Here is a 23910-nt window from a genome sequence, read left to right as displayed (position 1 = left end):
AACTGATGCTTTCCTCACTAGTAGCTGACTTTCGCATCATCTTTGAACGCGACCCCGCAGCCCGCAACTGGCTTGAGGTTTTAGTTTGTTATCCAGGTTTACAGGCTCTTTTCTTACATCGCTTGGCTCACTGGTTATCTAAAGTAGGCATTCCTTTCTTTCCCCGCTTAATTTCTCATCTGGCTCGTTTCTTCACAGGAATTGAAATTCATCCAGGAGCGCAAATTGGTAAAGGTGTATTTATCGACCACGGTATGGGGGTAGTTATCGGCGAAACAGCGATCATCGGCGATTACTCTTTAATTTATCAGGGAGTTACTTTAGGGGGAACAGGAAAAGAAACAGGTAAACGTCACCCGACATTGGGAGAAAATGTTGTTATTGGCGGTGGGGCAAAAGTCTTGGGCAATATACAAATTGGCAACAATGTGCGTATTGGAGCAGGTTCGGTGGTATTACGAGATGTGCCTTCTAACTGCACCGTAGTTGGTATCCCTGGAAGAATAGTATACCGTTCGGGAGTTAAGGTAGATCCATTAGAGCATGGCAACTTACCTGATTCAGAAGCAGCAGTTATTCGTACTTTAGTCGATCGCATCGAGTCTTTAGAACAAGAAGTAAAGCAGCTTAGACAGTCTCAATCTGAGCGTAAATCTTTGGTTGCGGTAGTATTATCAGAGTCTCCAGAAGGTGAATCATGTCAACAGATAAAAGATAGCTGCCTGTTGAGAGATAAAGAAATTAGAGAATTTTTGGGCGAAGAACTATTTGAAGAAAACTAATTAACCTCAGTTCGGGTTAAGGCAATTTAAGGGTTATGAAAGCTAATCGCTAATCGCTTCTTAAAAATTCCAGGAAAATAACAGTTTGGCAGAGAACGAAAACACAAGCCTTTCAGCTTATCCCGAGTTTAGGTTGATTATTGATAATTCAGTAGAGATTCAGCGCGTTGATGATTTGATGTATGACGTACAACAGCAAGACTTGCACTAAAGCCAATCGCGGATTCACGCATAAACCGCACTCCGCCCTTCGGTCACACTAGCCCTAAAGGATTAGCGCCTGGAGGCGCGTCCTTCGCGTCGCCCTTGCATCAAACTATGCGATGCTTGCCCTTATAGCTTTGAGGGTAAACGCCCTTCGGCGATATGCCCGTGCATGACTAGCTTCGTGTAACGCGAAGGGCTTATCCGAAGGTGTCCTAAAAGATACCGCTACGCATATACCCTTTAGCGAATCCTTTAGGACGCGAAGCGGTATGAAGTAAGCATTTGCCAATCGCGGATTCACGGATAAACCGCACTCCGCCCTTCGGTCTCGAAGCTTCTTGAAGCAGTCCTAAAGGATACACCTTCGGATATCGCTATACTTGGGCAAAGCCCAAGACCGCGCTGCTCCGCTTATCATGCACGGACTAACTTCGTGTCGCGCTTCGCGTCGTCCTTTAGGACGCGGGCTTCCTTGCTCAAAGTGTTTCTTTTCTTAGCTTTTTTAATTCAATTTATCTTCCACCAACCACGACATTTCTAATCCGAATGTGAGGACCACCAACGCTTACAGGCAATGGCATTTGCCCACCTTTACCACACCCCCCATTGGTATATAGAGTATCGCTACTAATTGCATCTATATCTTGCAGCGTTTGAAACACATTCCCTGATAAAGTTACATCGCTGACTGGTTCAGCAATTTTTCCATCACGGATCATATAGCCCTCCGCTGCTGCGAAGGTAAACATTTCGCCATTGGTTTGTCCACCGAGCATTCTGACAGCATAGACACCTTCTTCAATTCCCTCAAACATTTGTTCTAACGGAGTGTCTCCTGGTTCAATAGCGGTATTAGTCATGCGCACAATGGGAGGATAGTTAGCGCGGATGGCTCTAGCATTACCTGTAGGTGCTTCCGCCATCTTTCCTGCTGTCTCGCGGGAGTGCAGACGTTCGCTCAAAACACCGTTTTTAATTAAATGCTTGCGCTGCCCTGGGACACCTTCATCATCATATTTCATCGATCCTGGCAGGTTTTCCATAGTAGCATCATCAACTACGTTTAACTGCTTGATTCCCATCGGCTTACCTAAGGTTAGCAACTCTTGCATTTGAGGATTTTCATAAACAAAATCGGCTTCTGAGAGATGTCCAAAAGCTTCGTGAATAAATACACCAGATAGGTAAGGGTCGAGAACTACCGTATACTGGCCACCTTTGACAGATTTTGCCTCTAATTGCCTGACTGCTCGCTCGGCTGCGCCTTTAACGCGATCTTCAATGCCGACCAAAGCATTAAAGTCATTACGAGAATGAACCGACTCAAAACCTTGACGCACTATACCATCTTCACCTTTGGCGATCGCCGCAAAGCGTCCATTAACATCTAACCTTTCTTGAACAATACAGCTACCAGTAGAATTAATAAAAGTTTTAGTCGCAAAGCGATCGCCGATACTTGCCATTGTAGTTTGGATGCGAGGATCGAAATCTAACAAGATTTGATTATAAGCTTCTAACAGTTTACGCTTATCCTGTAGAGAAACTTCACGGGGATCGCGCTTAATCTCTTCTGGGACATAATCTTCTATAGGTTCAACTGTTGCTAGTTGCGTTTCTTCCTTGCCTACTAGCTTCGCTTGAGAAATTGCCTCTTCAATTCTTTCGTTAAGCTCTTTTAAGCCATTAAAGGTAACAAAACTCCAGCCACCTTTATAACAGGCACGAATTCCGCCTCCTAGAGAAAAACTACGATCTACGGAGTCTAACTGTTTACCGCGAAAGGAAAGCCCTGTAGACTCGCTTTGCTCGACGCGAATTTCTAAGTAGTCTACCTTGTCTTTATAAGCTGCGATCGCGCTTTTTAACTGTTCTGTTGTTGCTGTAGCTGCTGTAGTCATGTTGTATATTTTATTTATCTGTTGAAAAGGCAAATTAATTGGTCTTTAGCTTTTAGCTTTATAGACATTTACTATATCTATATATTCTAATAATGATTTGCTCTTATTCATTTCCTTCCTAAGTCAATAGAAAAATTTCTTGGCTGATAATTTTATTACATATTACTAATAATTAGGCTTTAGCTTTATTTATTAGCTACTACCTACGTCTTTACTTATTCATTCATACTCTGGAAAAACTCAATCGTACTTTTCAAAGCTACGACAAACGCATCAATTTCTTCGCGGGTATTGTAAAAATATAGACTTGCTCTAGCACTACCAGAAGCATTAAATATACGATGCAAGGGTTGGGTACAATGATGACCAGAACGAATGGCAATACCATCATGATCTAGTAAAGTGGCCAAATCGCTGGCATGGATTCCTGGCACGTTAAAGGCTGCTAATGCTGCTCTACCTTTACCATCTGAGGTGGGTTTTTTGCCGTAAATTCTCAGGTTAGGAATGGTTTCTAGTTGCTCAAACAAGTAGGCAGTAAGTTCTTCTTCATAGTCATGAATCTTATCCATGCCAATACTATTAAGATAATCTACTGCTGCACCAAGCGCGATCGCCTCACCAATGGCAGGTGTCCCCGCTTCAAATTTATGGGGTAAATCGCCGTATGTAGAATGATCGAGAAATACTTCATCAATCATTTCGCCACCACCCATAAAAGGAGGCATTGCTAGCAAGATATCTTTTTTGCCGTAAAGAAAGCCAATACCTGTAGTCGCGCACATTTTGTGTCCTGAAGCTACTAACCAATCACAGTCAATTGCCCGAACATCAATCGGCATATGGGGAACACTCTGACAAGCATCAATTAGTACTTTTGCACCGTATTGATGAGCTTCTTGCGTAATCTCTGCCACCGGGTTAATTGCCCCAAGCGTGTTGGAAACATGAACGATAGATACTAGCTTGGTTTTGTTAGACAATAAAGACTTGTACTGTTCAAAATCAAACTCTTCAGTAGAAGTTAGTTCAACATATTTAATTACTGCACCAGTCTTTTGTGCAATAAGCTGCCAAGGAACAATGTTGCTGTGATGTTCCATTACCGAAAGAATGATTTCATCCCCTGGGTTGAGGTTAGCTAAACCCCAGCTGTATGCCACCAGGTTGATCGCTTCACTAGCGTTGCGAGTAAAGATAATTTCCTCTCGCGAAGCAGCATTAATAAACTGCGCCACTTTATTCCTCGCGCCTTCATAAGCATCGGTAGCCCTGCCACTAAGAGTATGTGCGCCACGGTGAACGTTAGCATTATCTCTCTGGTAATAATGTTGCAGCACATCTAGCACCGCCTGAGGTTTTTGAGAAGAAGCAGCACTATCAAAGTAAATTAAGGGATTATCGTTAACCTTTTGATGTAGAATCGGAAAATCGCTTCTAACGCGATCGCCTAAAGTTTTTGATTGGGTAAAAGTCATATTATTGATTACTCGTTAATGCTTTACTTTCTGCTCGATAGTCTGGGTAATTCTGGTTCTCAAAGATTTTAGAGGAATGCGATCGATGATCTCAGCCGCAAAAGCATCGATTAATAGCTGGTTGGCATCAGCTTCGCTCAAACCACGACTGCGAAGATAAAAAATTTCTTCTGCTTCTAACTGGCTTACCGTCGCCCCATGAGCGCACTTAACGTTATCAGCAGTGATCTGTAGTTCTGGTTTAGTATCTACTCTAGCTTTGGGAGCAAGTAATAAATTGCGATTTAACTGAGTCGCATTAGTAAGTTGGGCTTCTTTGGGGACAAATACCTTGCCGTTAAAAACTGCGTGAGCGCGATCGCCTACAATACATTTATGCAGCTGATCCGTCGTGCCATGAGGTTTAGTCAGAGCGATAATACTATGAGTATCAGATGTTTGTTCTCGCGTAGCTACCGTTAAACCATTAAGATTAGTTTCCGTTTGCTCACCCCGCTGCCATACCTCAGGATTATGACGCGAGAGCTTTGCCCCTAAATTAATCTCACCAATAGTATAGTGACTATCTCTCTCCTGAGAAATGGCGGTTTTCCCAATATGATAGCTAGCTTCAGATTCCTGCTGTAGGCGGGTATGATTTACTCTGGCGTTACTTTTGACAAAGACTTCGGTAACGGCGTTGGTAAAGTATTTTCCTGTACCGATATATTCTTCTACTAAAGAAATACTAGATCCTGTTTCTCCTACTACTAAGGTGCGAGGTTGAGTAAAGTTAGTCTCTAATTCACCATCAGCAATAAAAATTAGCTGTATGGGAGTTTCTATCACTACATTTTTATTTGCCCAAACTACCGCAATATCTCTACCACCTGCGGTATTCAAAGCAGTAAAAGCATCCGCTCCAGACTGTCGAGCAAAATATTCGGCTGCATTATATTCTGGAGGTAAATTATTTAAGCTACCGACAAAAACCTCTGGAGGTAATCCAGATAAATCAGACAGTTGTTGACTATAAAACCCGTTGACAAATACTAAACGGCTATCTTTTGCTTCAGGGAGCGATTCACAGATCGCCTTAACATTCTCAGCCGTAACAAATTTGGCTGTTGTCAGAGACGATAGATCGATAAAACGCCAGTCTTCATCCTTGCGAGTAGGCACTGATAATTGAGACAACCAGCTTTTCGACTCTTGACGAATATCTTGTAACCATTGAAATTCTGATTTATTTACCTGGCATTGCTGGAGTAAACCTGTGAAGAAAATATCTTCTACTACAGTATCTTGATGAACCTTAGAAATAGTTGCAAAAGGAATTTGTACCGCCATTATATTCCTACCCCCGCCGCAGATTTATCATCCAAAAAGTCATAACCGCGAGATTCTAATTCTAAAGCAAGTTCTTTACCGCCACTGGTAATAATTTTGCCCTCCTGCATCACGTGGATAAAATCTGGTTCGATATAGTTTAGCAGGCGTTGATAGTGAGTAATTAGTAAATAAGCTTTGTCAGCAGTTTTTAGTTGATTTACGCCATCAGAAACAATTCTCAGCGCATCAATATCTAAGCCTGAATCAATCTCATCTAAAATGGTTAAAGTAGGGTCAAGCAATGCCATCTGGAGAATTTCGTTACGCTTTTTCTCACCACCAGAAAAACCTTCGTTGAGGCTTCTGTCTAAAAAGCTTGACTTCATTTTGACTACTTCTAGCTTCTCTTCAATCAAATCTTCAAAATCAAAGGTATCGATTTCTTCTAGCCCTTGATGTTTACGCTTGGCGTTGTAAGCAACTCGCATAAAGTCTAAATTACTGACTCCAGGAATTGCTAAGGGATACTGAAAACCTAAAAATATACCGTCATTAGCCCTTTCATTAGGTTCTTGCTCGATAATGTTTTTACCCTGATAAATAATCTCCCCTCCAGTGACTTCATAGTCTGGGTGGCCAGCAATAATTTTGGCTAGGGTACTCTTTCCTGAGCCGTTACGCCCCATAATAGCGTGGACTTCTCCAGCTTCGATCTCTAGATTTACACCCTTGAGGATAGGTGTACCATCTACGTTGGCGGTTAAATTGCGTACTGATAAGATTGTTTCGCTCATTGATTGTTTGTTAAATAAACAATTTTTGACTATGGGTTTAAAGACTCTCAGACCTAGATAAATCAAGCTATGCGCTGAAGAGAACTATGTGAAATTTGGCTACTTAAACAACAAAAATATTGTTTAAGTCTATTGTAGACTACATTAACTATCAATACGTTGTCAAAGTTATCAAAATTGCTGGAAATTATTAATTCGGTTTTCAAGGCGATCGCACAATTGCCACACCGATGCTCAAATTTCGCCTCAAAATCTTGGAAATCTCTTGTGCAATAACTTGTCTTGATAACTTGTTATGACCGTCAAATGTGAAGTTGAATTCAAGAAAAAAAGTTTTTTGTCAAGATTTGAAGTGATTACTCGCTCTTACGACGGTTATTCAAAGTGTACCTAAAAGTTTTGTTTTACTTGCTACACCACTATTGATAGATAAGAGCTACATATAATATTGACAAGATAAAACACTTATGTACTTTTAATTCATCGGTGATATTTAGTTGACATCAATTTACAGAAGTTAATATTAGTATATAATTTCTAGAAAATATTTTTACCTCCTAGAAATTCTCTATATCAAGCAAATTTATTCAGAGCAATATTTCTACACTTAACCTTATTTGACTATGAAAAACACTCAAGCTAATCAGACAGCCCTTCCTCATATAGTTATCGTTGGTGGTGGTTTCGGCGGACTTTATGCAGCTAAATCGCTAAAGAACGCCCCTGTAAGAGTAACGTTAATCGACAAACGTAATTTTCATTTGTTTCAACCCCTACTGTATCAAGTAGCTACTGGCACGCTGTCTCCGGCAGATATTGCTTCTCCTCTGCGTGTGGTTTTAAGCAAACATAAGAACACCCAGGTGTTGCTAGATAAGGTTGTAGATATCGATCCCGAAGCCAAGAAAGTTTATTTGGAAGAACGAGAGGCATTAGACTATGATGCTTTGATTGTAGCAACTGGAGTTAGTCATCACTATTTTGGTAACGATCAGTGGCAGGATGACGCACCTGGTTTAAAAACCGTAGAAGATGCTTTAGAAATGCGCCGTCGAATCTTTATGGCGTTTGAAGCAGCCGAAAAAGAAAGCGATCGCGAAAAGCGCGAAGCACTATTAACTTTTGTAGTTGTGGGTGGTGGGCCTACTGGAGTAGAATTAGCAGGGGCGATCGCCGAAATTGCCCATCAATCAATCAAAGATGACTTCCGCGATATTGACACAACTCAAGCAAAAATATTGTTGTTTGAAGGCATGGAGCGTATTTTGCCGCCTTATCCAGAAGAATGCTCAGTAGAGGCACAAAAGTCTCTGGAGAAACTGAGTGTCGATGTCCAGACTAAGACATTAGTAACTAACATTGCCGATAATTGCGTAACTTTCCGTCAGGGAGATGAAACTAAAACTATTAATGCTCACACTATTCTTTGGGCAGCAGGGGTTAGAGCCTCCTTTATGGGTAAAGTGCTAGCAGAGCGCACAGGAGCAGAATTAGATCGGGTTGGAAGAGTAGTTGTAGAACCAGATTTAAGCCTAAAAGAACATTCTAATATTTTTGTGATTGGAGACTTAGCTAATTTTCCTCATCAAGGAGAGCATCCGTTGCCTGGAGTTGCTCCTGTAGCGATGAAGCAAGGAGAGTATGTAGCTAAATTATTGGCTAAAAGAACGCTCGGTATAACAGTTGAGCCATTTAGCTACAAAGACTTTGGCAGCATGGCGGTAATTGGACAAAACAAAGCAGTTGCCGATCTCAATTTCGGCCGCTTCTCTGGTTTTGTTGCCTGGCTGATTTGGGTATTTGCTCATATTTACTACCTGATCGAATTTGATAACAAACTAATAGTTATGATTCAGTGGGCGTGGAACTATATTACCCTAGGTAGAGGAGCGCGCTTGATTACCGAAAACCCTTCTTTACAGTTGGAAATCGAGCGTCAGAAAAAGCGAGAAAAAGCTGTATCAGAATCAAAAGAGCCAGTATCGGTATAAGTCAGAAGTCAGAAGTAATAAGAGACTTGGTAGTACCACGTCTAGGCTAAAATGCTGGGCTGATTCCCCCAAACTTGTGGGTTAGGGGGCTGAAAATAATTTTCAATACCCAACAAATTAATCTGGACGCATTACTACAATTTAATTTTTTATCTCTTTAGCTATTTTTGAGAACTAGTATCAGAAGTATTGATTGGTATAAAGTTATCAAAGCAAGTGGTTCTATTAGCCAAAATAATATCCCCCAGTGATTTGCTTCTTTGGGGGTTTTTGACGCATTTAATGAACGATAAACTAAGCAGAAGCAACTAAGTAATCAATTGTCTGCCTTGCCTAGAGCCTGTCTGAACGTGCCACAAACCAGCATATACGCCACTCAAAGCTAATAGTTCTTCGTGAGTTCCCTGTTCAATTAATTGACCATAATCCATCACGTAGATGCAGTCTGAATGTCTGATGGTAGAGAGGCGGTGAGCGATCGCAATCGTAGTTCTATTTTGAGTAATTTTTTCTAGAGAACGAGCAATAGCAGCTTCTGTTTCGTTGTCTACTGCCGATGTTGCCTCGTCCAAAATTAAGATTGGGGGATCTTTTAAAATAGCTCTGGCGATCGCAATTCGTTGTTTTTGTCCTCCAGAAAGTTTTTGTCCCCTTTCCCCAACTATGGTGTCATAGCCTTGAGGTAGTTCACGAATAAAGCGATCTGCTTCGGCAACTTTAGCAGCCTCAACTATTAGACCTATACTGGCATCAGGTGAACCATAGCTAATGTTTTCTCTAACCGTACCGTGGAATAAGAAGACATCCTGGCTGACTAAGCCAATGGCGCGACGAAGATCCCACAGCACTATATCTTTAATATTCTGACCATCCAGCGTAATTTTGCCCGATGTTACTTCATATAGGCGTAAGAGTAGTTTAACGAGGGTACTTTTGCCCGAACCAGTTGCACCCACAATGGCTATAGTTTGACCTGCGGGAATATGTAGTGAGAGATTTTTAATTACAGGCTGTCTCTGGCTGTAGGCAAAGGTAATATTGTTTAAGCTTACTTCCCCCTTGATAGTTGCTAGTGGTAAAGAGTGATCTCCTGGATGAATGGCAATAGGAGTATCCAATAAATCCATAACGCGAGTAATCGAAGCCATTGCTCTTTGATATAGATCGAAGGTTTGTCCTAAGCGAGTCAGAGGCCAAAGTAGTCTTTGAGTCAAAAATACCAAAACGCTGTATGTACCTACAGCTAATGCGCCCGATGCAGCTTGAACGCCACCATAAAGCAAGATAGCAGTAAAGCCAACCAGAATTACCAGACGTATTAGGGGAATAAAGGCTGCGGAAAGGGCGATCGCTTTTTGATTACTTTGTCTGTAGGCGTGGCTGTCTTTACTCAAACGCTCTATTTCATAAGTTTCGGTGGTAAAGCTCTTGATGGTGGTAATTCCGCTGAGGTTATTGGCTAATCTAGAATTGAGGGTACTTACTCTTTCCCGCACCTCGGCGTATCTGGGTGCTAGCCATTTTTGAAACGCTACTGAACCCCAAACAATAATGGGGATGGGAATAATTGCCATCCAAGCTATATCAGGGGTCAAAACAAAAAACGAACCGCCGACTACTAATACCGTGGTGAGTACATGAATAATTTCGGTTGCACCAACATCCAAAAATCTCTCTAGCTGGTTAATATCATCATTGAGAACTGCTAGTAATGCTCCTGTGCTACGTTCTTCAAAGTAAGCCAACTCTAAATCTTGAACATGACCATAAGCATCTAAACGAATGTCGTGCTGCATATCTTGGGCTAAATTACGCCATAGTCTGGTATAAGCATATTCAAATACTGATTCCAATACCCAAATGATTGCTGATAGTATCGACAACACTAATAGCTGTCCAAAAATATCAGTAATACCCAAGCTTGCCACAACCGAGTCTTCTTTTTTGACCACAACATCTACCGCAGCACCGATAATTGCTGGAGGCGCAAGATCGAAGAGCTTGTTGAGGATAGAACAGATCGTAGCCTGCCACATAGTTACTCGATACTTACCGCTATATTGCAACAATCTAGCTAGAGGATGCTTGGGCGACTTAGTTTTACTTAAGGTCATGCTTAATCAGTAATATTTGACGTATCTTTAGAAAACTTAGCAAACTTTGAGAGTTATTAGTTAACCAAAGTTGCAACTAGAGTTATGGAGTGAGTTGAACATTGAACATTGAACATTGAACATTGAACATTGAACATTGAACATTGAACATTGAACATTGAACATTGAACATTTATCATTGAACATTGAACATTGAACATTTATCATTTAATGATCGAAAACTGTTAAATGCTAAATGACAAAGCCTTTTGTTAAATGGGTTGGAGGTAAAACTCAACTACTGCCAGAATTAACATCACGAATTCCCGATCGCGTTTCTAGATATTTTGAACCATTTGTGGGTGGTGGAGCATTATTTTTCCATTACTCACCAGAGCAATCTACTCTAATTGATATTAATGAAGAACTAACTAATACCTATAAAGTAATCAAGTATCAGATTGAAGAACTAATTGCCGATCTTCATCAGCATATTTACGAAAAAGATTATTACTATCAAATCAGAAACGTCGATCGCCAGTTAGATGAATACAAATCATGGTCTGACGTTCAAAGAGCTAGCCGATTAATCTATTTAAATAAAACCTGTTTTAATGGATTGTATCGCGTCAACTCAAAGGGTGAATTTAATACTCCTATAGGAAAGTATAAAAATCCTAAAATTGTTGATGAGGTTAATTTAAGAGCCTGTAGCCAAGCACTTGCATCCACAGAGATTATTACTGGCTCATTTCTGGAAGTTGAGGCAAAAATTGGTGAGGATGATTTTGTCTATTTCGATCCTCCTTATGCACCATTAAACGCTACGTCTAACTTTACAGGCTACAGTCTCCAAGGTTTCGACGCTCAAATGCAGTTGAGCCTACGAGATCTTTGCGATCGCCTTGATGATTTAGGAGTTCGATTTATGGTTTCTAACTCCAATACTCCATTGATTCTCGATCTCTATAAAGATTACAAAATTGAGCTGGTCTATGCAGCCAGAGCAATTAATTCTCAAGCCAATAAGCGAGGCAAAATTCCTGAAGTGATAGTTAGTAATTATTAGCTTTTAACTTCTAGTTTGAAGGCAACTAACTACTAAGTATTACCTCTTCCAAAGGGAGATAAATTCATGCTAATCCGATTCTTTAAAACTGTAAAATTTCCTGTTGATAGTTCTCTGGGGTTGGTTCAATTTGCCAGACTAAAGCTTCTCCTGGCTCTAGATCGACTTCGATGCAAAGATGTTCTACTGCTTCAGTTGCCATATCTTGATTACCTTCAAAAGCCTGTAAATCTTCTGTAAGCAGTCTTAATTTGAAACCCGCAGGAATCATACAGCCAGGAGTAAGGCAACATAATTCAAACCGCCACGATCTCACCTCCTCTAAGGGCAAAATTTTTAATTCATAGGGTTGATTAGCGATATTTAGCCTTTTAGCCAAACCAAAAGCAGGTACAGCAATAGCTTCAGGAACAGTAGTTACGCCCCTTGCACCGATAACACTAGGAGTTATTTCAATTTGTCTCCAGCCAAATTCTGCCGTTAAGTTAGCCATACCCTGCTGTAGCCACTGTAATACAGGAGTCTTTGTCGGTGTGCCTCGACGAGTAGCAGCTAAACGACGACACCAGGTTGGATTCTGAATTAAGGCCGCCCAAATAGTAAACGGAACGGCTAATCTAGGCAACAGTTGAGATTGGCTACCAAGACGCTCAATCAAGTTTTCTGCTTGAGCAGTAGCGAGTTCGGCAATTGGTTCGACAACAGCTTGAGTTATTTCATCAGGACATAGTTCTCTAGCAACCCACAACGCATTGATATCAGTGATTAATTCATCCTCGCTTAAGCTATAGGTGCGATCGCCGTGACTAAAATTACCGTTTTTTAACTGTTGATGAGTCGCATAACCCCAAACACGAAGATAACCAGCGTCAAGGTTTACCTCTACAGCCAAGTAGTAATCTGCCGTCCATTCTCGAAGATCGATCCATTCCTGAGCAACTCGTAATTCACTCAAGTCTGCTGCTTCGGTAGGAATTAAAACTAGTTTGGCATCTTGAATTGCGATTGCCGTACCGTTCACTACTTCCCAAATAGCAGCCTGAGTAGTTCGATCTAATTCGGCTTTAGCGGTTGCATCTTCTTCTGTTTTTAACCAAGGTAAAAAAGTATTTAACGCCACTTGGTTAAGGTAGCCTTGCCAACGGCTGGAAGCATTGCTTGAGTTTTGGTCTGACCAAGCTCGATCGATAGTAGTTTGGTCTAATTCAAGAACTAAATGGGTAGGGTTAAATATAGTTGAGTTGGCTGTAGACATCGGGGTACTCCTGGGCTGGATATGTTTATTTATTATTTTCTTATTGGTCGCTGTCGTAATAGCCAGCTAACCATTCTTCCAATAACGAGCTTATGTTGTCGAGTATGTCCGATGTCAGAGTAATATGCATAGTTGACTGACTCCACTGAGCCAAAGCTTTTAGCAGTGCTTTCCTGACTTTAGATAGCTTGCGAGAAATAGTGTATTGCTGGGTGTCTAGCTCCTGAGCGATTTCCGCTTGTTTGAGTCCCAAGGAATAGTATAGTTCTAGTAACTTTCGCTCTTCGGGTTTGAGTTTTTCGATGGTAGCAGTCAAAAACTGATTAATGTCTGTTTGCTGTTGGCTACGCTGCTGAAATTCTTCATTAGCAATTAGATCGCTCAGCAAGGAATCATCAACTTCTCCGACAATTGAATCAACAATTTCTCCTGAGTCATATCCTGGCTTGGGCTTATTAATCGAGGTTACGTTGGGAAACAAGTACGAACGAGCAGCTTTGACGCAAACCAACATCCATTTTTCTAAACTTGTGGCGGTAGCAGCTTCACCTGGTTGATTCAACTGAGTTTTGATTTCTTGATTGTAAAGGTTGGCGATCGCTAACCAGGTTTCTGCTTCTGGTTTTGGCAGCTTACGAGTAGAGCTGGCTCGCTCTGGCACATAAATAGTTTTTAAGCAATTCCAGGCTAAAATATATTGCTCGACTACTTCCTGGTCTAATCCTGCACCAGTTAAAGCTTCTGTCATTCTTTTTTGGCTGAGTTTACGCAATAATGACCAATCAGAACAAATATCAATTTCTTTTCTCTGACGCAAAAGCTCGCGAATTAAATTACCGAAAGTGATGCTGGCATAGCTTTTGAGATTAAATCCTCGTTCGCGGTCGAATCCTGTTAATACTTTATCGATTCGCGCGATCGCTAATTGGAAGCAATCCGGTACAGTATATTGATTACTATTAAACCCACCGATAGTTTTGGTGGCAGACCAAAAACAAACTTCCTGTAAATAAGCTGCTAAATGTTCTCTTGCCAATCCTTGAGGTTGCTCTTGCCAAATTTGATGCCAATACAAAGCCCAAAAATTAGCTGAATTTTCAGTGGATATTTTAGCCAACGACTGTCTCATGCTGCGACGCAAACGGGTATCTGTTGCCCAGCGATTAAAACGGTCATAATCAAACTCAATAAAAGTAGAAAAAATCTCAACTGTGTCTTGGCGAGTCAGCATTAATCGACCAAATAATAGTGGTAACTTTGTTTATTTGCTAGAAGTTAGTTCAGCGTTGACTGCAACTATTTAGCTAAGCAGAAAATAAGATCGATAGACAATAACATAGTTCATAATCAATAATCCTAGCTCTTTACTCAAAATACTACACAATGTTGATTTAGGAATAGTCTTATTTGCTTTATTTTGCAGAATTTTTGGACTATTGTTAACAATGTTTACTCTCGATCGCAGACAAACTAAACATTTGAGTAGCTTTACAGCCTAATGGCAGGCAAAAATAGTGGAGTGAGCTTGTGTGGCTTAATTGTGAGTCTTAAGTAAAATTAAAGGCGTAAGTTGGACAACTTCATGAGTTTCTGTAACTCATTTATGCTACATTTTATTTTGAGATGTGTTTTTGCCGAAAATACTTAAACTAGATTAAATTTTATGATTAGCTCAGCTTAAGTTTTGATGAGAAATATTGATAAATGTAAGGCTTATTTTTGAGCGGATTAAATTTCGCTTAAATAGTATTCTACCTGTTCAAACAATTTTAACGATTAAAGATGCAAGTTAACGTACTCAAGCGTTATAGTAGATAGCTTTTTTTGCATCGTATAATTTTAATTTCATCTGCATCTAGCTCGATCTAACTTTAATTTTTAAGCGAATCCTCAAAAATAGATAAAGCATTATGGCTAGCAATTATTCTAGGGAAACGGTACTCACAACTGTTGATACAGAGCCGTATATCGAACTTGATAATCAAGGTCAAAAGAAAATTCTGACCCTAGCCAAAAATATTAACTATTTAGGGCGCGATCCAGACTGGGCAAATATGCAGGCTCCCAAAGAGTGGAATATCATATCTCGTAAGCAAGCAATTATTGAGAAAGAGGGGAATAATTTTCGGATTTATGATGGCGATCGCCATCACCAAAAGCCTAGCGGTAATGGAATTTTTCTCAATCAGTCGCGAATTAATCTCACCAAAGGACACATTCTCAAAAACGGAGAGCAACTACACATAGGTCAAGATCCTCGTCAGCAGATAATTTTGACCTATTATAATCCCAAGCGGGGAGAAATGAGCATTCCCAGCGTGCGCCGACTCAACTTCAAGGGGTTGCAAAATTGGCCAGTAGAGCTGGGGCGAGCGCCTAATAGTGCTTCTTCCATCGAGCTAGATGCGCCTACGGTATCTCGCCTTCATGCTACGGTGAATCCCAATGGTAAGGGACGCTATATTCTACACGATCGCAGTAGCAATGGGACTTTTGTCAATGGCGATCGCCTAGATAAGCCATATTTACTCAACAAAGGTGATACAGTCCAGATTGGGCCTTATGTTTTACTTTTTACTGGGGAAGCTTTAGAGTTAACCAATGCCAATAATCAAATTCGCCTCGATGCTCACAAGTTAACCTTTAGAGTCAAGGATAAAAAGGGAGAAACCTTTACCATCCTCAATGACGTCGATTTAGTTTTAGAACCAGGACAGTTAGTAGCATTTGTAGGCGGCAGTGGTGCTGGTAAATCTACTCTAATGAAGTCTTTATTGGGAATTGCACCTATATCTTCAGGAAATGTCTATCTCAACGGTGACAATCTGCGTAAAAATTGGCCGATTTATCGCTCTCAGGTAGGCTATGTGCCTCAGGATGATATTATTCATAGCGATCTAACCGTAGAAGAAGTTCTTCACTGCGCCTGCCAATTACGTCTTCCACCAGATACTAACATTGGTGAAGTAATTACTAATACCCTAGAGCAAATCAAGCTTTCTCATGTTCGCAACACGCTAGTTTCCAGGCTTAGTGGCGGTCAGCGCAAGCGTGTAAGTATTGGCGTTGAGCTACTGGCCGATCCTAAGCTATTCTTTCTTGATGAACCGACTTCAGGATTAGATCCAGGCTTGGACAAAGAAATGATGTTGCTGCTTCGAGAGCAAGCTGACAGAGGCAGGACGATCGCTTTGGTAACTCATGCTACAGACAATATTGGCATCTGCGATCGCATTGCCTTCATGGGATTAGGAGGAAATCTTTGTTACTATGGACCACCAAAGCAAGCTCTGTCGTTTTTTCAGCGATATGCGGGTAATTTTGAAGCTGAAAAATTTGCTGACTTTGCCGATATTTATATTGAATTAAACAAAGGTAAAAATAAAGCGGCGATCGCCGAAAGAGTCAGCTATTGGTCAGAAAAATTCGTTAATTCACCTGAATATCAAGACTATATTCAAAACTCTTTAAGTCCAGGCAAAGAAAATCAGCAAGTTGTTAGGTCTAATAGCTCCAAAACAGGCATTTCTCCCTTAGCTCAACTATCTTTACTATGCAAACGCTATTGGAAGCTAGTCGCCCGAGATACTACCAGTTTAATCTTAACTCTATTAGCAGGACCAATTACCATTGCCTTGACAGGTCTTCCCCTAAGAAATGAACAGCCTCTGAGCATAGTTAATGCACCTAGCGTTACACAAGCTTCTCTTGCTCTACGTCTATTATTTATTTTTAGCTCTATCGCCATTTGGATCGGCCTATCTAATGCAATTCGCGAGATTGTTAAAGAGTCAGCTATTTATTTTCGTGAAAGGTTACTGAATTTGGGATTGTTACCCTACCTGACTTCTAAGCTGATCGTTAGGGGAAGTCTGGCTTTAGCACAGACATTTCTAATTACGATTGTGGTCTTGCTAGTTTTTCAGGCCCCTGAGTCAGAATTAATTTCTTGGCCGTTAGGCTTTGCAATCACTACTTTTCTAACTTTATTGGCTAGTACCAGCCTTAGCTTAATGCTATCTGCATTTGTCAAAACCGAAAATGAAGGAAATGGAATTTTGCCTTTGGTAATGATTCCACAAATCATTTTTTCTGGAGTTCTATTTACCTTGTCAGGATGGTCGAGTAAGCTCTCTTGGTTGATGCTTAGTCGTTGGTCTATTGGTGCTTATGGTTCTTTGGCAGATGTTAATAGTATGGCACCTCAACCAAATCAAGCCTTTAGTACAGAAATGCTAAATGAGATATTTAAAGCCACTCCTGTATATAATGCTACCTGGGAAAATTTGAGCTTAAACTGGGGAATTTTGATTGCTCACACTTTAATTTACGCAATCATTGCCTTGACTATGCTACGTCAAAAAGATATTTTTTAATTGCCTGTTTCCTACTAAAGTTTTTCACCTTTTTCTGCTTGTAAATAAAGTTAGTGTAAAGTGGCTTACCCTTTTAAGCTAAGTAATTGACAGCGCGATCAAGAGTGGGTTATAGATAAGTTTATAACTAAGTAATTTTTCTTAAATGAAGATACTTAGTTATGATTGTATTAATCCAGTATTAATATTTTTTAAGTTTGATGATCTTAAAAAAATTACTGTTAAACAGCTGCTGGAATAGTAATTATTTTTACTCCGTATTCCTAATTAAGGATGGTACTGCTGTGACTTTATCAATCTGATTCAGAACTTTAAGAGCAAATAATTTGAAGAGCAAGTTATGTTAGACAAATTCTCCAGTACTCCAGACTACGCGGTCAAAAAAAGTTATCTACCTGATGATCTAGCTAAAACTAGAGATCTTCGTTCTCCTGGATATTTAAAGTTAGCTGAAAAAGAATTTTCTTACAGACTTAAAATAATTATTTTATTTGCCTTAGATAGTTTTGCGCTTTGCCTGGGTTGGTTTATTGCCTATGCCGATAATTGGCAACAATTTGAGATTAAGCTAATTTGGCAAAGTTCGGAAATATGTAGTTTATTTTTAACTGTATTAGCTTTTATGGTTTTTCTGTTTTCTGCTTATGATTTATATCGTAAAGGAGACAAAAGCCGCAACCTATCAAATCCAATTAAAGCCGTTTTTTTGGCTCATTCGGCTATCATTCCCATCATTCTTAAATTTTACGACCCCCAAATTATTTATAAATTAGTAGTAGCGGGATTAATCACACTTTTATTAGTGACTTTCCAACGCCTAACGTTGAATTGGATTTGGGCTTATGTGCGACAGAGGCACACTATATTAAAACAAAAAATACTATTAATTGGTAACCCCGAAGAACTCGATCGCTCAAAATCATTGCTAGAAAGCAGCGAGGTATATAACATTACCGGACAGCTAAATCTTTTAGAGTTTGAGGATGATGAATCACTATGTATAGCTCTAGATAGAATCAATTATAAAGAGCTGGATGAAGTATTTATCTGCTCTTGGGAAGCAGTAAAAGGAGTAGCAAGTCTGTATTGGAAACTCAGAACCATCGGGGTCAACTGGAGGATATTGCCAATCAACATCAAGTTGCCAGAAAGACAAGCCGAAATTGCGACAATTATCGGTGTTCCAAGCATTAGATTTGCTCATTCTGCTATTATAGGTATTGATTTTTTTAGCAAGCGCATTTTTGATGTTGTACTATCTTCTATGCTACTAGCAATTATTGGATTACCCATGTTGTTTATTGCTATTTTAATTAAGTTAGATTCACCTGGCAATATCTTATATAAACAAACTCGTGTAGGTCTAAAAGGCAACCATTTCCAAATTTGGAAGTTCCGTACCATGGTTGCAAATGCTAGCGAATTGCAGCATAAGCTAGAAGCTCAAAACGAAATTCAGGGCGGAATTTTGTTCAAAATCAAAGATGATCCCCGCATTACCAAGATCGGAAAATATTTGCGTCACTATAGTCTGGATGAGTTACCGCAATTGTTCAATGTCTTGCGAGGTGAAATGAGCTTAGTGGGTCCTCGACCATTGCCCGTCAGAGACGTAGCTAAGTTTTCCCAAAATCATTTTTTCCGACAACAAGTTTTACCTGGAATTACAGGCTTGTGGCAGGTAAGTGGTCGTTCCGATACTGGTTCTGATGGAGTATTTAATTTAGATTTTGAATACATTGAAAACTGGTCTTTGGCTTTGGATTTTAAAATCTTGCTGCAAACAGTTCAAGTTGTTTTTCGCGCCAAAGGTGCATATTAAAAAAATCTAATTACCTAAATTTTCCAACATAAACAAAATTCAATACAGTAAGTTCATCAATTAAAATTTATGGATTCTAACTTACATATAGAGGAACATATAGACTTTAACCAATATTGGCAAGTTCTGAAGCGTCGCTGGATTCCTGCAACAGCAACCTTCGCTGGAATTTTAGCTCTTTCATTGGTAGCGGCTTTGGCTTCAGAGGATGTTTATCAAGCAGAAGCTCAGTTATTAATTAAGCCAGATCGTACCTCTAAAATAATTGGTATTCCCGATGGCAGCCCAGAAGAAAAAAAATTGTTTCAACAGGACAAAGACCCCATAGAGACTGAAGCCAAAATTCTTCAGTCTCGACCAATTGTCGAAAGGGTCGTTACAGAACTTGACCTCAAATCAGAAGATGGCGAACCTTTAAGCTATAAAAAAGTTAACAGCTCCCTTAAAGTTGAGCCGATTATTGGTACTGATTTGCTACAGGTTACCTATGAAGATCCCAATCCAGATGTAGCCGTTTCCTTTGTCAAACGAGTAGTGGAACTATATTCTGAAGATTATGCGTTGTTCAATAGCGAAGAGACTTCAAAAGCTAGAGATTTTATTGACAAAGAACTACCAAAAACAGAAGATGCCGTTAGACAGGCAGAGGAAAATCTGCGCCTATTTAAAAATCGCAATGGTATTTCTAATCTAGAAGGACAGATTGATGCTGCGATTGATTCAATTTCCCAGATTGAAAATCAGCTGAACCAGGTAAATGCTGAATTGAATGATGTTAATGCCCGATACAGCAGATTGCAAAGTCAATTGGGTATGAGTTGGCAAGAGGCCTCTGCTGTAAGTTCTCTAAGTCAGTCTGTGAGCGTGCAGCAAACATTAAGTCAGCTACAAAAAGCTAAGGTGCAGTTAGCGCAAAAACGCAACTTCCTGTCAGATAATGCTCCTCAAATTATTAGCTTAAAAGAGGAACAGGCAGACTTAACTGATCTTTTAGAACGAGAAATTGCTAGTACCTTGGGTGCTCAACAGCAGGGTTTGGCTAGCAATATTAATATTCTGAGCTTAGGAGATCTCAAGCAGGCGCAATTAACCGAGTTTGCCAATCTAGGATTGCAAAAAGAAGGCTTAGATCAAAGACTGGTATCCCTCAAAAGTGCTTATGATACCTATACAAAAAGATCTAACTTGTCTCCCCAACTGCAAGAGCAACAAAGAGAACTAGAGCGTAAGCTTAACGCTGCGACATCAACTTATGAAACACTGTTAAACAAACAAAAAGAGACAGGAATCATCGGGAATCGAGACGTTGAGAAAGTTCGTGTAATTGCTGATGCTGCGATCGCTGAAGATACGGTCAACCCCAGCGGCAAGATAATTCTAGCAGCGGGGGCGATGATGGGGGTTTTGTTCGGTACGGCGATCGCTTTTTTGTTAGATCTTAAAGACAATACAATCAAAAACACCCAAGAAGTTGAGAATTTGTTTGCCTACCCTCTTCATGGTGTAGTACCTGACTTAAATTTGACAGGAGACAACAAACAGCTTCAGCTGGTTGGTAGTGAAAAAGCACTCCCAACACAAACAGCAAGCGAAATATCGATGATGCCTCTCAAAGAAGCTTATCAAAATATTCAGGTAAACTTAAAGCTGCTTGATGCTGATGCTAAGAAAAAAGTCATTGCTGTCACTAGTTCTGTTCCCCAAGAAGGAAAGTCTTCGGTATCTGCCAATTTAGGAGTGGCTCGCGCTCAATGTGGTCAGCGAATTTTATTGGTAGATGCAGATATGCGTCGTCCAACTCAACATCACATTTGGGAAATCTCTAATCAAACCGGTCTTAGCAATATTCTCAACCATGAAATTGAATGGCAAGAGAGCGTGCAAAATGTAATGCCTAATTTGGATGTTTTAACCTCAGGCACGATTCCTGGACATCCGATCTCGCTACTAGATTCTCGATTATTCGAAGATTTTCTCAACAGCGTTTCTAATTATTACGATCAAATTATCTTTGATACGCCGCCGATTATCGGTATTGCCGATACCAAAATTATCGGCAAACTAATAGATGGCTTCTTATTCGTAGTACGTCCTGGAGTGGCAGACTATAGCAGTGCTACGGCTGCTAAAAAAATGCTAGATAGTACTGGACAAAAAGTTTTGGGTGTAGTGGTCAACGGAGCAAATATGAATCGAGAACCCTACCATTACAGTAGCTACTATTCTACCAAGAGGGACATTTAATTTTTTGCTAACTAGCCTGATTTTGCAATAACATCATTATTAAAGTTGAGTTTGTCTGGCTAAACTGCGATTTAGCTGTTGGTAGATCAATATAATCGATGAAATTACTAACGACACGTAGTTAGTGTGGCGCGAAGGACGCGAAGCGCAAAAGTGCGCGACGCGAAGCTAGTCTATCACGGATAAGCTTCGCGTCGCAAATCATGCACGGACATATACGCTCCATCATAATTTAAGCTTAATTAGCCAAACTAAATTTCGCTGAGATTTTTTTTAATAGTTAGTTTGCTTAAATTTTAAGTGGGGAAAGTGAGCTAGCCCAATTTAAATGTTAATTAGTTGAAACTCAATAATCAAACAGTAGTTTTGAAAAAGCGATCGCTTTTGTAGTACAAAAAAATTTAAGATTGATGATAGAAAATATCTTTTGATTAAACCAGGATCATGAAATACTCAATTCGCTCTTTGGAAAACGTATTTTCTATTGTATCGCTGCTCTTGTTTTCACAAGGATTTTATCCGATTATCTTAGGCAGTGGCAGCTCTGAGGAAGCAGATATAGATAGTCCATTGCTCCGCCTTATTTTTATATTAATATACTTTGTCACTATAGGTTTGCTGACATTTCGTTGGCAAAGATCGTTAGCTTTTTTGAGAACAAATCTTTGGCTGCTATTTTTAATTGGTTTGGCGATCGCTTCGATTTCATGGTCGTCTATTCCAGCAATATCATTTAGAAAAGTAATAGCATTACTGGGAACAACCTTTTTTGGTATCTACCTAGGTTCTCGCTATACGTTTGAACAGCAGCTAAAAATATACGGTTGGGTTTTTGGTATTGCAGTATTTTTTAGCTTTTTGTTTGCCTTACTAATTCCTGAGTATGGAATAATGAATACAATTTCGATCACAGGGGCCTTTATCTTTAGCATATTCGTTAATAGCTATTCTAGGACTCATTGTTTTTGGGCCTTTATTACCTTTGATCTTAGGCTCTAAGTATCAGCAATCTGCTTGGGCATTGATTTGGCTATCTCCGACAATCTTTTTTAGGACTATGCATTGCTTTGCAGCTGATACTTTAACTGGGGCGAATTATCAAAGTGCTAGAAGTATTGCTCAAGTTATGGCAGCCGTGATCAATGCTCTATTAAACTTCTGGCTAATTCCTCTTTACGCTTGGCATGGCGCTATTTGGGCAACAATTGCCTCGGAATGCTTGTTGATGATTTTTCTCTGGGCTTTTGTCTTTAAATACTCTAGACAGCCTGCTTAAGAACTAGATTGTCAAACTCAATTTAGTTTTGATTCACAAAAATCACCAAAAAATTAAGCTACGGCATTTGATTATTGGAACAGCTGGAACAGCAAAGCTCAAAATTTAGTTTTTCTTTGATAAGTAGCTTCATCAATTAACGGAAAACTCGATTAAATGTATCATTGCTAGGCTATCAAAGTATTTGGTCGCGCGATCGATCAACCCATGATTAGCTTTTAGAAAGCTGTTGTTTTGCTGCCTCTGTTGTGGGATTTGATTGATGATACAGCTTAAATTAGACCTGTATAAATTATGTGAAGCTAAAATTTAGTTTAAGTAAAGTTATTGAAAAGTTAACCTAAGATTAATATAATGACATTGAAAACCGCACCAATCCAAAATTTATGAGATCGACAAGATCTAGTCATTTTGAGCTGCCTGCATATAATTTATCGCCACAAAAAGTTACCAAATTCTTGCTTTTAGTAATCGGATTGTTAATCTTATTTAATCTTGGAGAGAGAGTGATTGTTCACTGGCTAAGAGCTACTATCGGTAGTCAAGTGAATTCTCTCTATTTTAATTTTGATCAAGAATCAAATTTTCCCACTTTATATTCAGCTTTAGCGTTAGGTTTCTCTAGCTATTTATTAGCTATTATTACTCTAATTAAAAAATCTCAAAACGCCAGATATGTTAAGCATTGGAAGGCATTATCAATAATTTTTATAATTTTAGCTATTGATGAAGTTTGTAGTATTCACGAAACATCAATTCCTTTTTTAAGACATGCTATAAATGCCAAGGGCATTTTGTATTTCACCTGGGTTGTGCCTGCGTTTATCTTACTAATAGTTTTTTTAGTTATATTTAGAAAATTTATCTTTAGTCTTCCTCTTAAAATTAAAGTTTTGTTTATTGCCTCAGGTGCAGTTTATATTAGTGGAGCGTTAGGTATAGAGCTAATCGGGGGATATATTGCCGATACTTACGGATACAAGAACATATTTTATGGAATAGCTTATAGTATCGAAGAGACACTGGAGATGTTAGGCATAGTAATATTTATTCGTGGATTGTTAACCTATATTCAATCTCAACTAACAGAATTACATCTTTCTCTATCTTTTCAACCATCAGTAAATTCCAGTGGTAAGAATAAAATAATCTAAAATTGGATTAAGCTGATTATATTTACTTAATTAACTAACTAAGATTAAATAAAAGGTTGTTTGAATGCTGCTCAAATACAATTAATCTTAATACTTAAATATGTTTAGTTGCTTATAATCATTTAATATTTAATTTGATTTATTTAATAATTGAATT

At 39.4% G+C, this 23910-nt stretch carries 17 protein-coding genes; 10 read left to right on the top strand and 7 right to left on the bottom strand.

From position 1 onward, the window contains the following. The first annotated feature begins 5 nt into the window (after window positions 1-5). Window positions 6-782 carry a serine O-acetyltransferase gene (cysE, locus tag V6C71_20090; GenBank protein ID HEY9770758.1) on the top strand — a complete coding sequence of 259 codons (777 nt, stop codon included), beginning with the start codon at window positions 6-8 and terminating at the stop codon, window positions 780-782. Window positions 783-867: 85 nt separating this feature from the next. Continuing rightward, window positions 868-993 (top strand): hypothetical protein, encoded by a 126-nt coding sequence (locus tag V6C71_20085; protein HEY9770757.1) that lies wholly within the window; start codon window positions 868-870, stop codon window positions 991-993. Between the two features lie 508 nt (window positions 994-1501). On the opposite strand, the gene V6C71_20080 is transcribed toward V6C71_20085, so the two are convergent. The 4 genes from V6C71_20080 to sufC all read right to left on the bottom strand — a co-directional run bounded on the left by V6C71_20080 (window position 1502) and on the right by sufC (window position 6473). Beyond that, the gene (locus V6C71_20080; GenBank protein HEY9770756.1) at window positions 1502-2890 is read right to left on the bottom strand and encodes a TldD/PmbA family protein; all 1389 of its coding nucleotides are present in this window, start codon (window positions 2888-2890) and stop codon (window positions 1502-1504) included. A gap of 215 nt (window positions 2891-3105) precedes the next feature. Beyond that, window positions 3106-4368: a SufS family cysteine desulfurase gene (locus tag V6C71_20075; GenBank protein ID HEY9770755.1), complete on the bottom strand. Its 1263-nt coding sequence runs from the start codon at window positions 4366-4368 to the stop codon at window positions 3106-3108. A 15-nt stretch (window positions 4369-4383) separates the two neighbouring features. Beyond that, window positions 4384-5697, bottom strand: a complete 1314-nt coding sequence (gene sufD / locus V6C71_20070; GenBank protein ID HEY9770754.1) for a Fe-S cluster assembly protein SufD — start codon at window positions 5695-5697, stop codon at window positions 4384-4386. After that, complete coding sequence (gene sufC / locus V6C71_20065) at window positions 5697-6473, bottom strand: Fe-S cluster assembly ATPase SufC (GenBank protein ID HEY9770753.1); 777 nt, start codon at window positions 6471-6473, stop codon at window positions 5697-5699. The genes sufD and sufC overlap by 1 nt, the downstream gene beginning before the upstream one ends. A gap of 623 nt (window positions 6474-7096) precedes the next feature. On the opposite strand from sufC, the gene V6C71_20060 reads away from it, so the two are divergent. After that, window positions 7097-8464: an NAD(P)/FAD-dependent oxidoreductase gene (locus V6C71_20060; protein ID HEY9770752.1), complete on the top strand. Its 1368-nt coding sequence runs from the start codon at window positions 7097-7099 to the stop codon at window positions 8462-8464. A 308-nt stretch (window positions 8465-8772) separates the two neighbouring features. On the opposite strand, the gene V6C71_20055 is transcribed toward V6C71_20060, so the two are convergent. Next, window positions 8773-10578, bottom strand: coding sequence for an ABC transporter ATP-binding protein (locus V6C71_20055; protein HEY9770751.1), 1806 nt, complete (start codon window positions 10576-10578; stop codon window positions 8773-8775). Between the two features lie 235 nt (window positions 10579-10813). On the opposite strand from V6C71_20055, the gene V6C71_20050 reads away from it, so the two are divergent. Further along, window positions 10814-11626 (top strand): DNA adenine methylase, encoded by an 813-nt coding sequence (locus V6C71_20050; protein HEY9770750.1) that lies wholly within the window; start codon window positions 10814-10816, stop codon window positions 11624-11626. Window positions 11627-11708: 82 nt separating this feature from the next. Here V6C71_20050 and V6C71_20045 read toward each other — a convergent pair whose 3' ends face one another. Beyond that, window positions 11709-12881, bottom strand: a complete 1173-nt coding sequence (locus V6C71_20045) for a DUF1822 family protein (GenBank protein ID HEY9770749.1) — start codon at window positions 12879-12881, stop codon at window positions 11709-11711. A 40-nt stretch (window positions 12882-12921) separates the two neighbouring features. Beyond that, window positions 12922-14112 (bottom strand): sigma-70 family RNA polymerase sigma factor, encoded by a 1191-nt coding sequence (locus V6C71_20040; protein ID HEY9770748.1) that lies wholly within the window; start codon window positions 14110-14112, stop codon window positions 12922-12924. Window positions 14113-14791: 679 nt separating this feature from the next. Here V6C71_20040 and V6C71_20035 point away from each other — a divergent pair. From V6C71_20035 to V6C71_20010, 6 genes are all read left to right on the top strand, one after another. Then, window positions 14792-17257, top strand: a complete 2466-nt coding sequence (locus V6C71_20035; protein HEY9770747.1) for an ATP-binding cassette domain-containing protein — start codon at window positions 14792-14794, stop codon at window positions 17255-17257. A 340-nt stretch (window positions 17258-17597) separates the two neighbouring features. Further along, window positions 17598-19079: a sugar transferase gene (locus V6C71_20030; protein ID HEY9770746.1), complete on the top strand. Its 1482-nt coding sequence runs from the start codon at window positions 17598-17600 to the stop codon at window positions 19077-19079. Window positions 19080-19148: 69 nt separating this feature from the next. Beyond that, the gene (locus tag V6C71_20025) at window positions 19149-21323 is read left to right on the top strand and encodes a polysaccharide biosynthesis tyrosine autokinase (GenBank protein HEY9770745.1); all 2175 of its coding nucleotides are present in this window, start codon (window positions 19149-19151) and stop codon (window positions 21321-21323) included. A 444-nt stretch (window positions 21324-21767) separates the two neighbouring features. Beyond that, window positions 21768-22322, top strand: coding sequence for a hypothetical protein (locus tag V6C71_20020; protein ID HEY9770744.1), 555 nt, complete (start codon window positions 21768-21770; stop codon window positions 22320-22322). Beyond that, the gene (locus V6C71_20015) at window positions 22306-22599 is read left to right on the top strand and encodes a polysaccharide biosynthesis C-terminal domain-containing protein (protein HEY9770743.1); all 294 of its coding nucleotides are present in this window, start codon (window positions 22306-22308) and stop codon (window positions 22597-22599) included. Before V6C71_20020 ends, V6C71_20015 begins: the two co-directional genes overlap by 17 nt. Window positions 22600-22985: 386 nt before the next feature. After that, window positions 22986-23753: a hypothetical protein gene (locus tag V6C71_20010; protein ID HEY9770742.1), complete on the top strand. Its 768-nt coding sequence runs from the start codon at window positions 22986-22988 to the stop codon at window positions 23751-23753. Window positions 23754-23910 lie beyond the last annotated feature (157 nt).

The organism is Coleofasciculaceae cyanobacterium (genome assembly GCA_036703275.1).
In the GTDB taxonomy this organism is placed as follows: domain Bacteria; phylum Cyanobacteriota; class Cyanobacteriia; order Cyanobacteriales; family Xenococcaceae; genus Waterburya.
Note: the sequence above shows the minus strand (reverse complement) of the source record. Positions and strands in the feature narration are given on the sequence as shown.

Excerpts from the sequence above, each read along its gene's own strand:
- cysE (HEY9770758.1), top strand. The coding sequence starts at position 6 with ATGCTTTCCTCACTAGTAGCTGACTTTCGCATCATCTTTGAACGCGAC.
- V6C71_20050 (HEY9770750.1), top strand. The coding sequence starts at position 10,814 with ATGACAAAGCCTTTTGTTAAATGGGTTGGAGGTAAAACTCAACTACTG.
- sufC (HEY9770753.1), bottom strand. The coding sequence starts at position 6,473 with ATGAGCGAAACAATCTTATCAGTACGCAATTTAACCGCCAACGTAGAT.
- V6C71_20025 (HEY9770745.1), top strand. The coding sequence starts at position 19,149 with ATGGATTCTAACTTACATATAGAGGAACATATAGACTTTAACCAATAT.
- V6C71_20080 (HEY9770756.1), bottom strand. The coding sequence starts at position 2,890 with ATGACTACAGCAGCTACAGCAACAACAGAACAGTTAAAAAGCGCGATC.
- sufD (HEY9770754.1), bottom strand. The coding sequence starts at position 5,697 with ATGGCGGTACAAATTCCTTTTGCAACTATTTCTAAGGTTCATCAAGAT.
- V6C71_20060 (HEY9770752.1), top strand. The coding sequence starts at position 7,097 with ATGAAAAACACTCAAGCTAATCAGACAGCCCTTCCTCATATAGTTATC.
- V6C71_20040 (HEY9770748.1), bottom strand. The coding sequence starts at position 14,112 with ATGCTGACTCGCCAAGACACAGTTGAGATTTTTTCTACTTTTATTGAG.
- V6C71_20055 (HEY9770751.1), bottom strand. The coding sequence starts at position 10,578 with ATGACCTTAAGTAAAACTAAGTCGCCCAAGCATCCTCTAGCTAGATTG.
- V6C71_20010 (HEY9770742.1), top strand. The coding sequence starts at position 22,986 with ATGAGATCGACAAGATCTAGTCATTTTGAGCTGCCTGCATATAATTTA.
- V6C71_20075 (HEY9770755.1), bottom strand. The coding sequence starts at position 4,368 with ATGACTTTTACCCAATCAAAAACTTTAGGCGATCGCGTTAGAAGCGAT.
- V6C71_20045 (HEY9770749.1), bottom strand. The coding sequence starts at position 12,881 with ATGTCTACAGCCAACTCAACTATATTTAACCCTACCCATTTAGTTCTT.
- V6C71_20020 (HEY9770744.1), top strand. The coding sequence starts at position 21,768 with ATGAAATACTCAATTCGCTCTTTGGAAAACGTATTTTCTATTGTATCG.
- V6C71_20030 (HEY9770746.1), top strand. The coding sequence starts at position 17,598 with ATGTTAGACAAATTCTCCAGTACTCCAGACTACGCGGTCAAAAAAAGT.
- V6C71_20035 (HEY9770747.1), top strand. The coding sequence starts at position 14,792 with ATGGCTAGCAATTATTCTAGGGAAACGGTACTCACAACTGTTGATACA.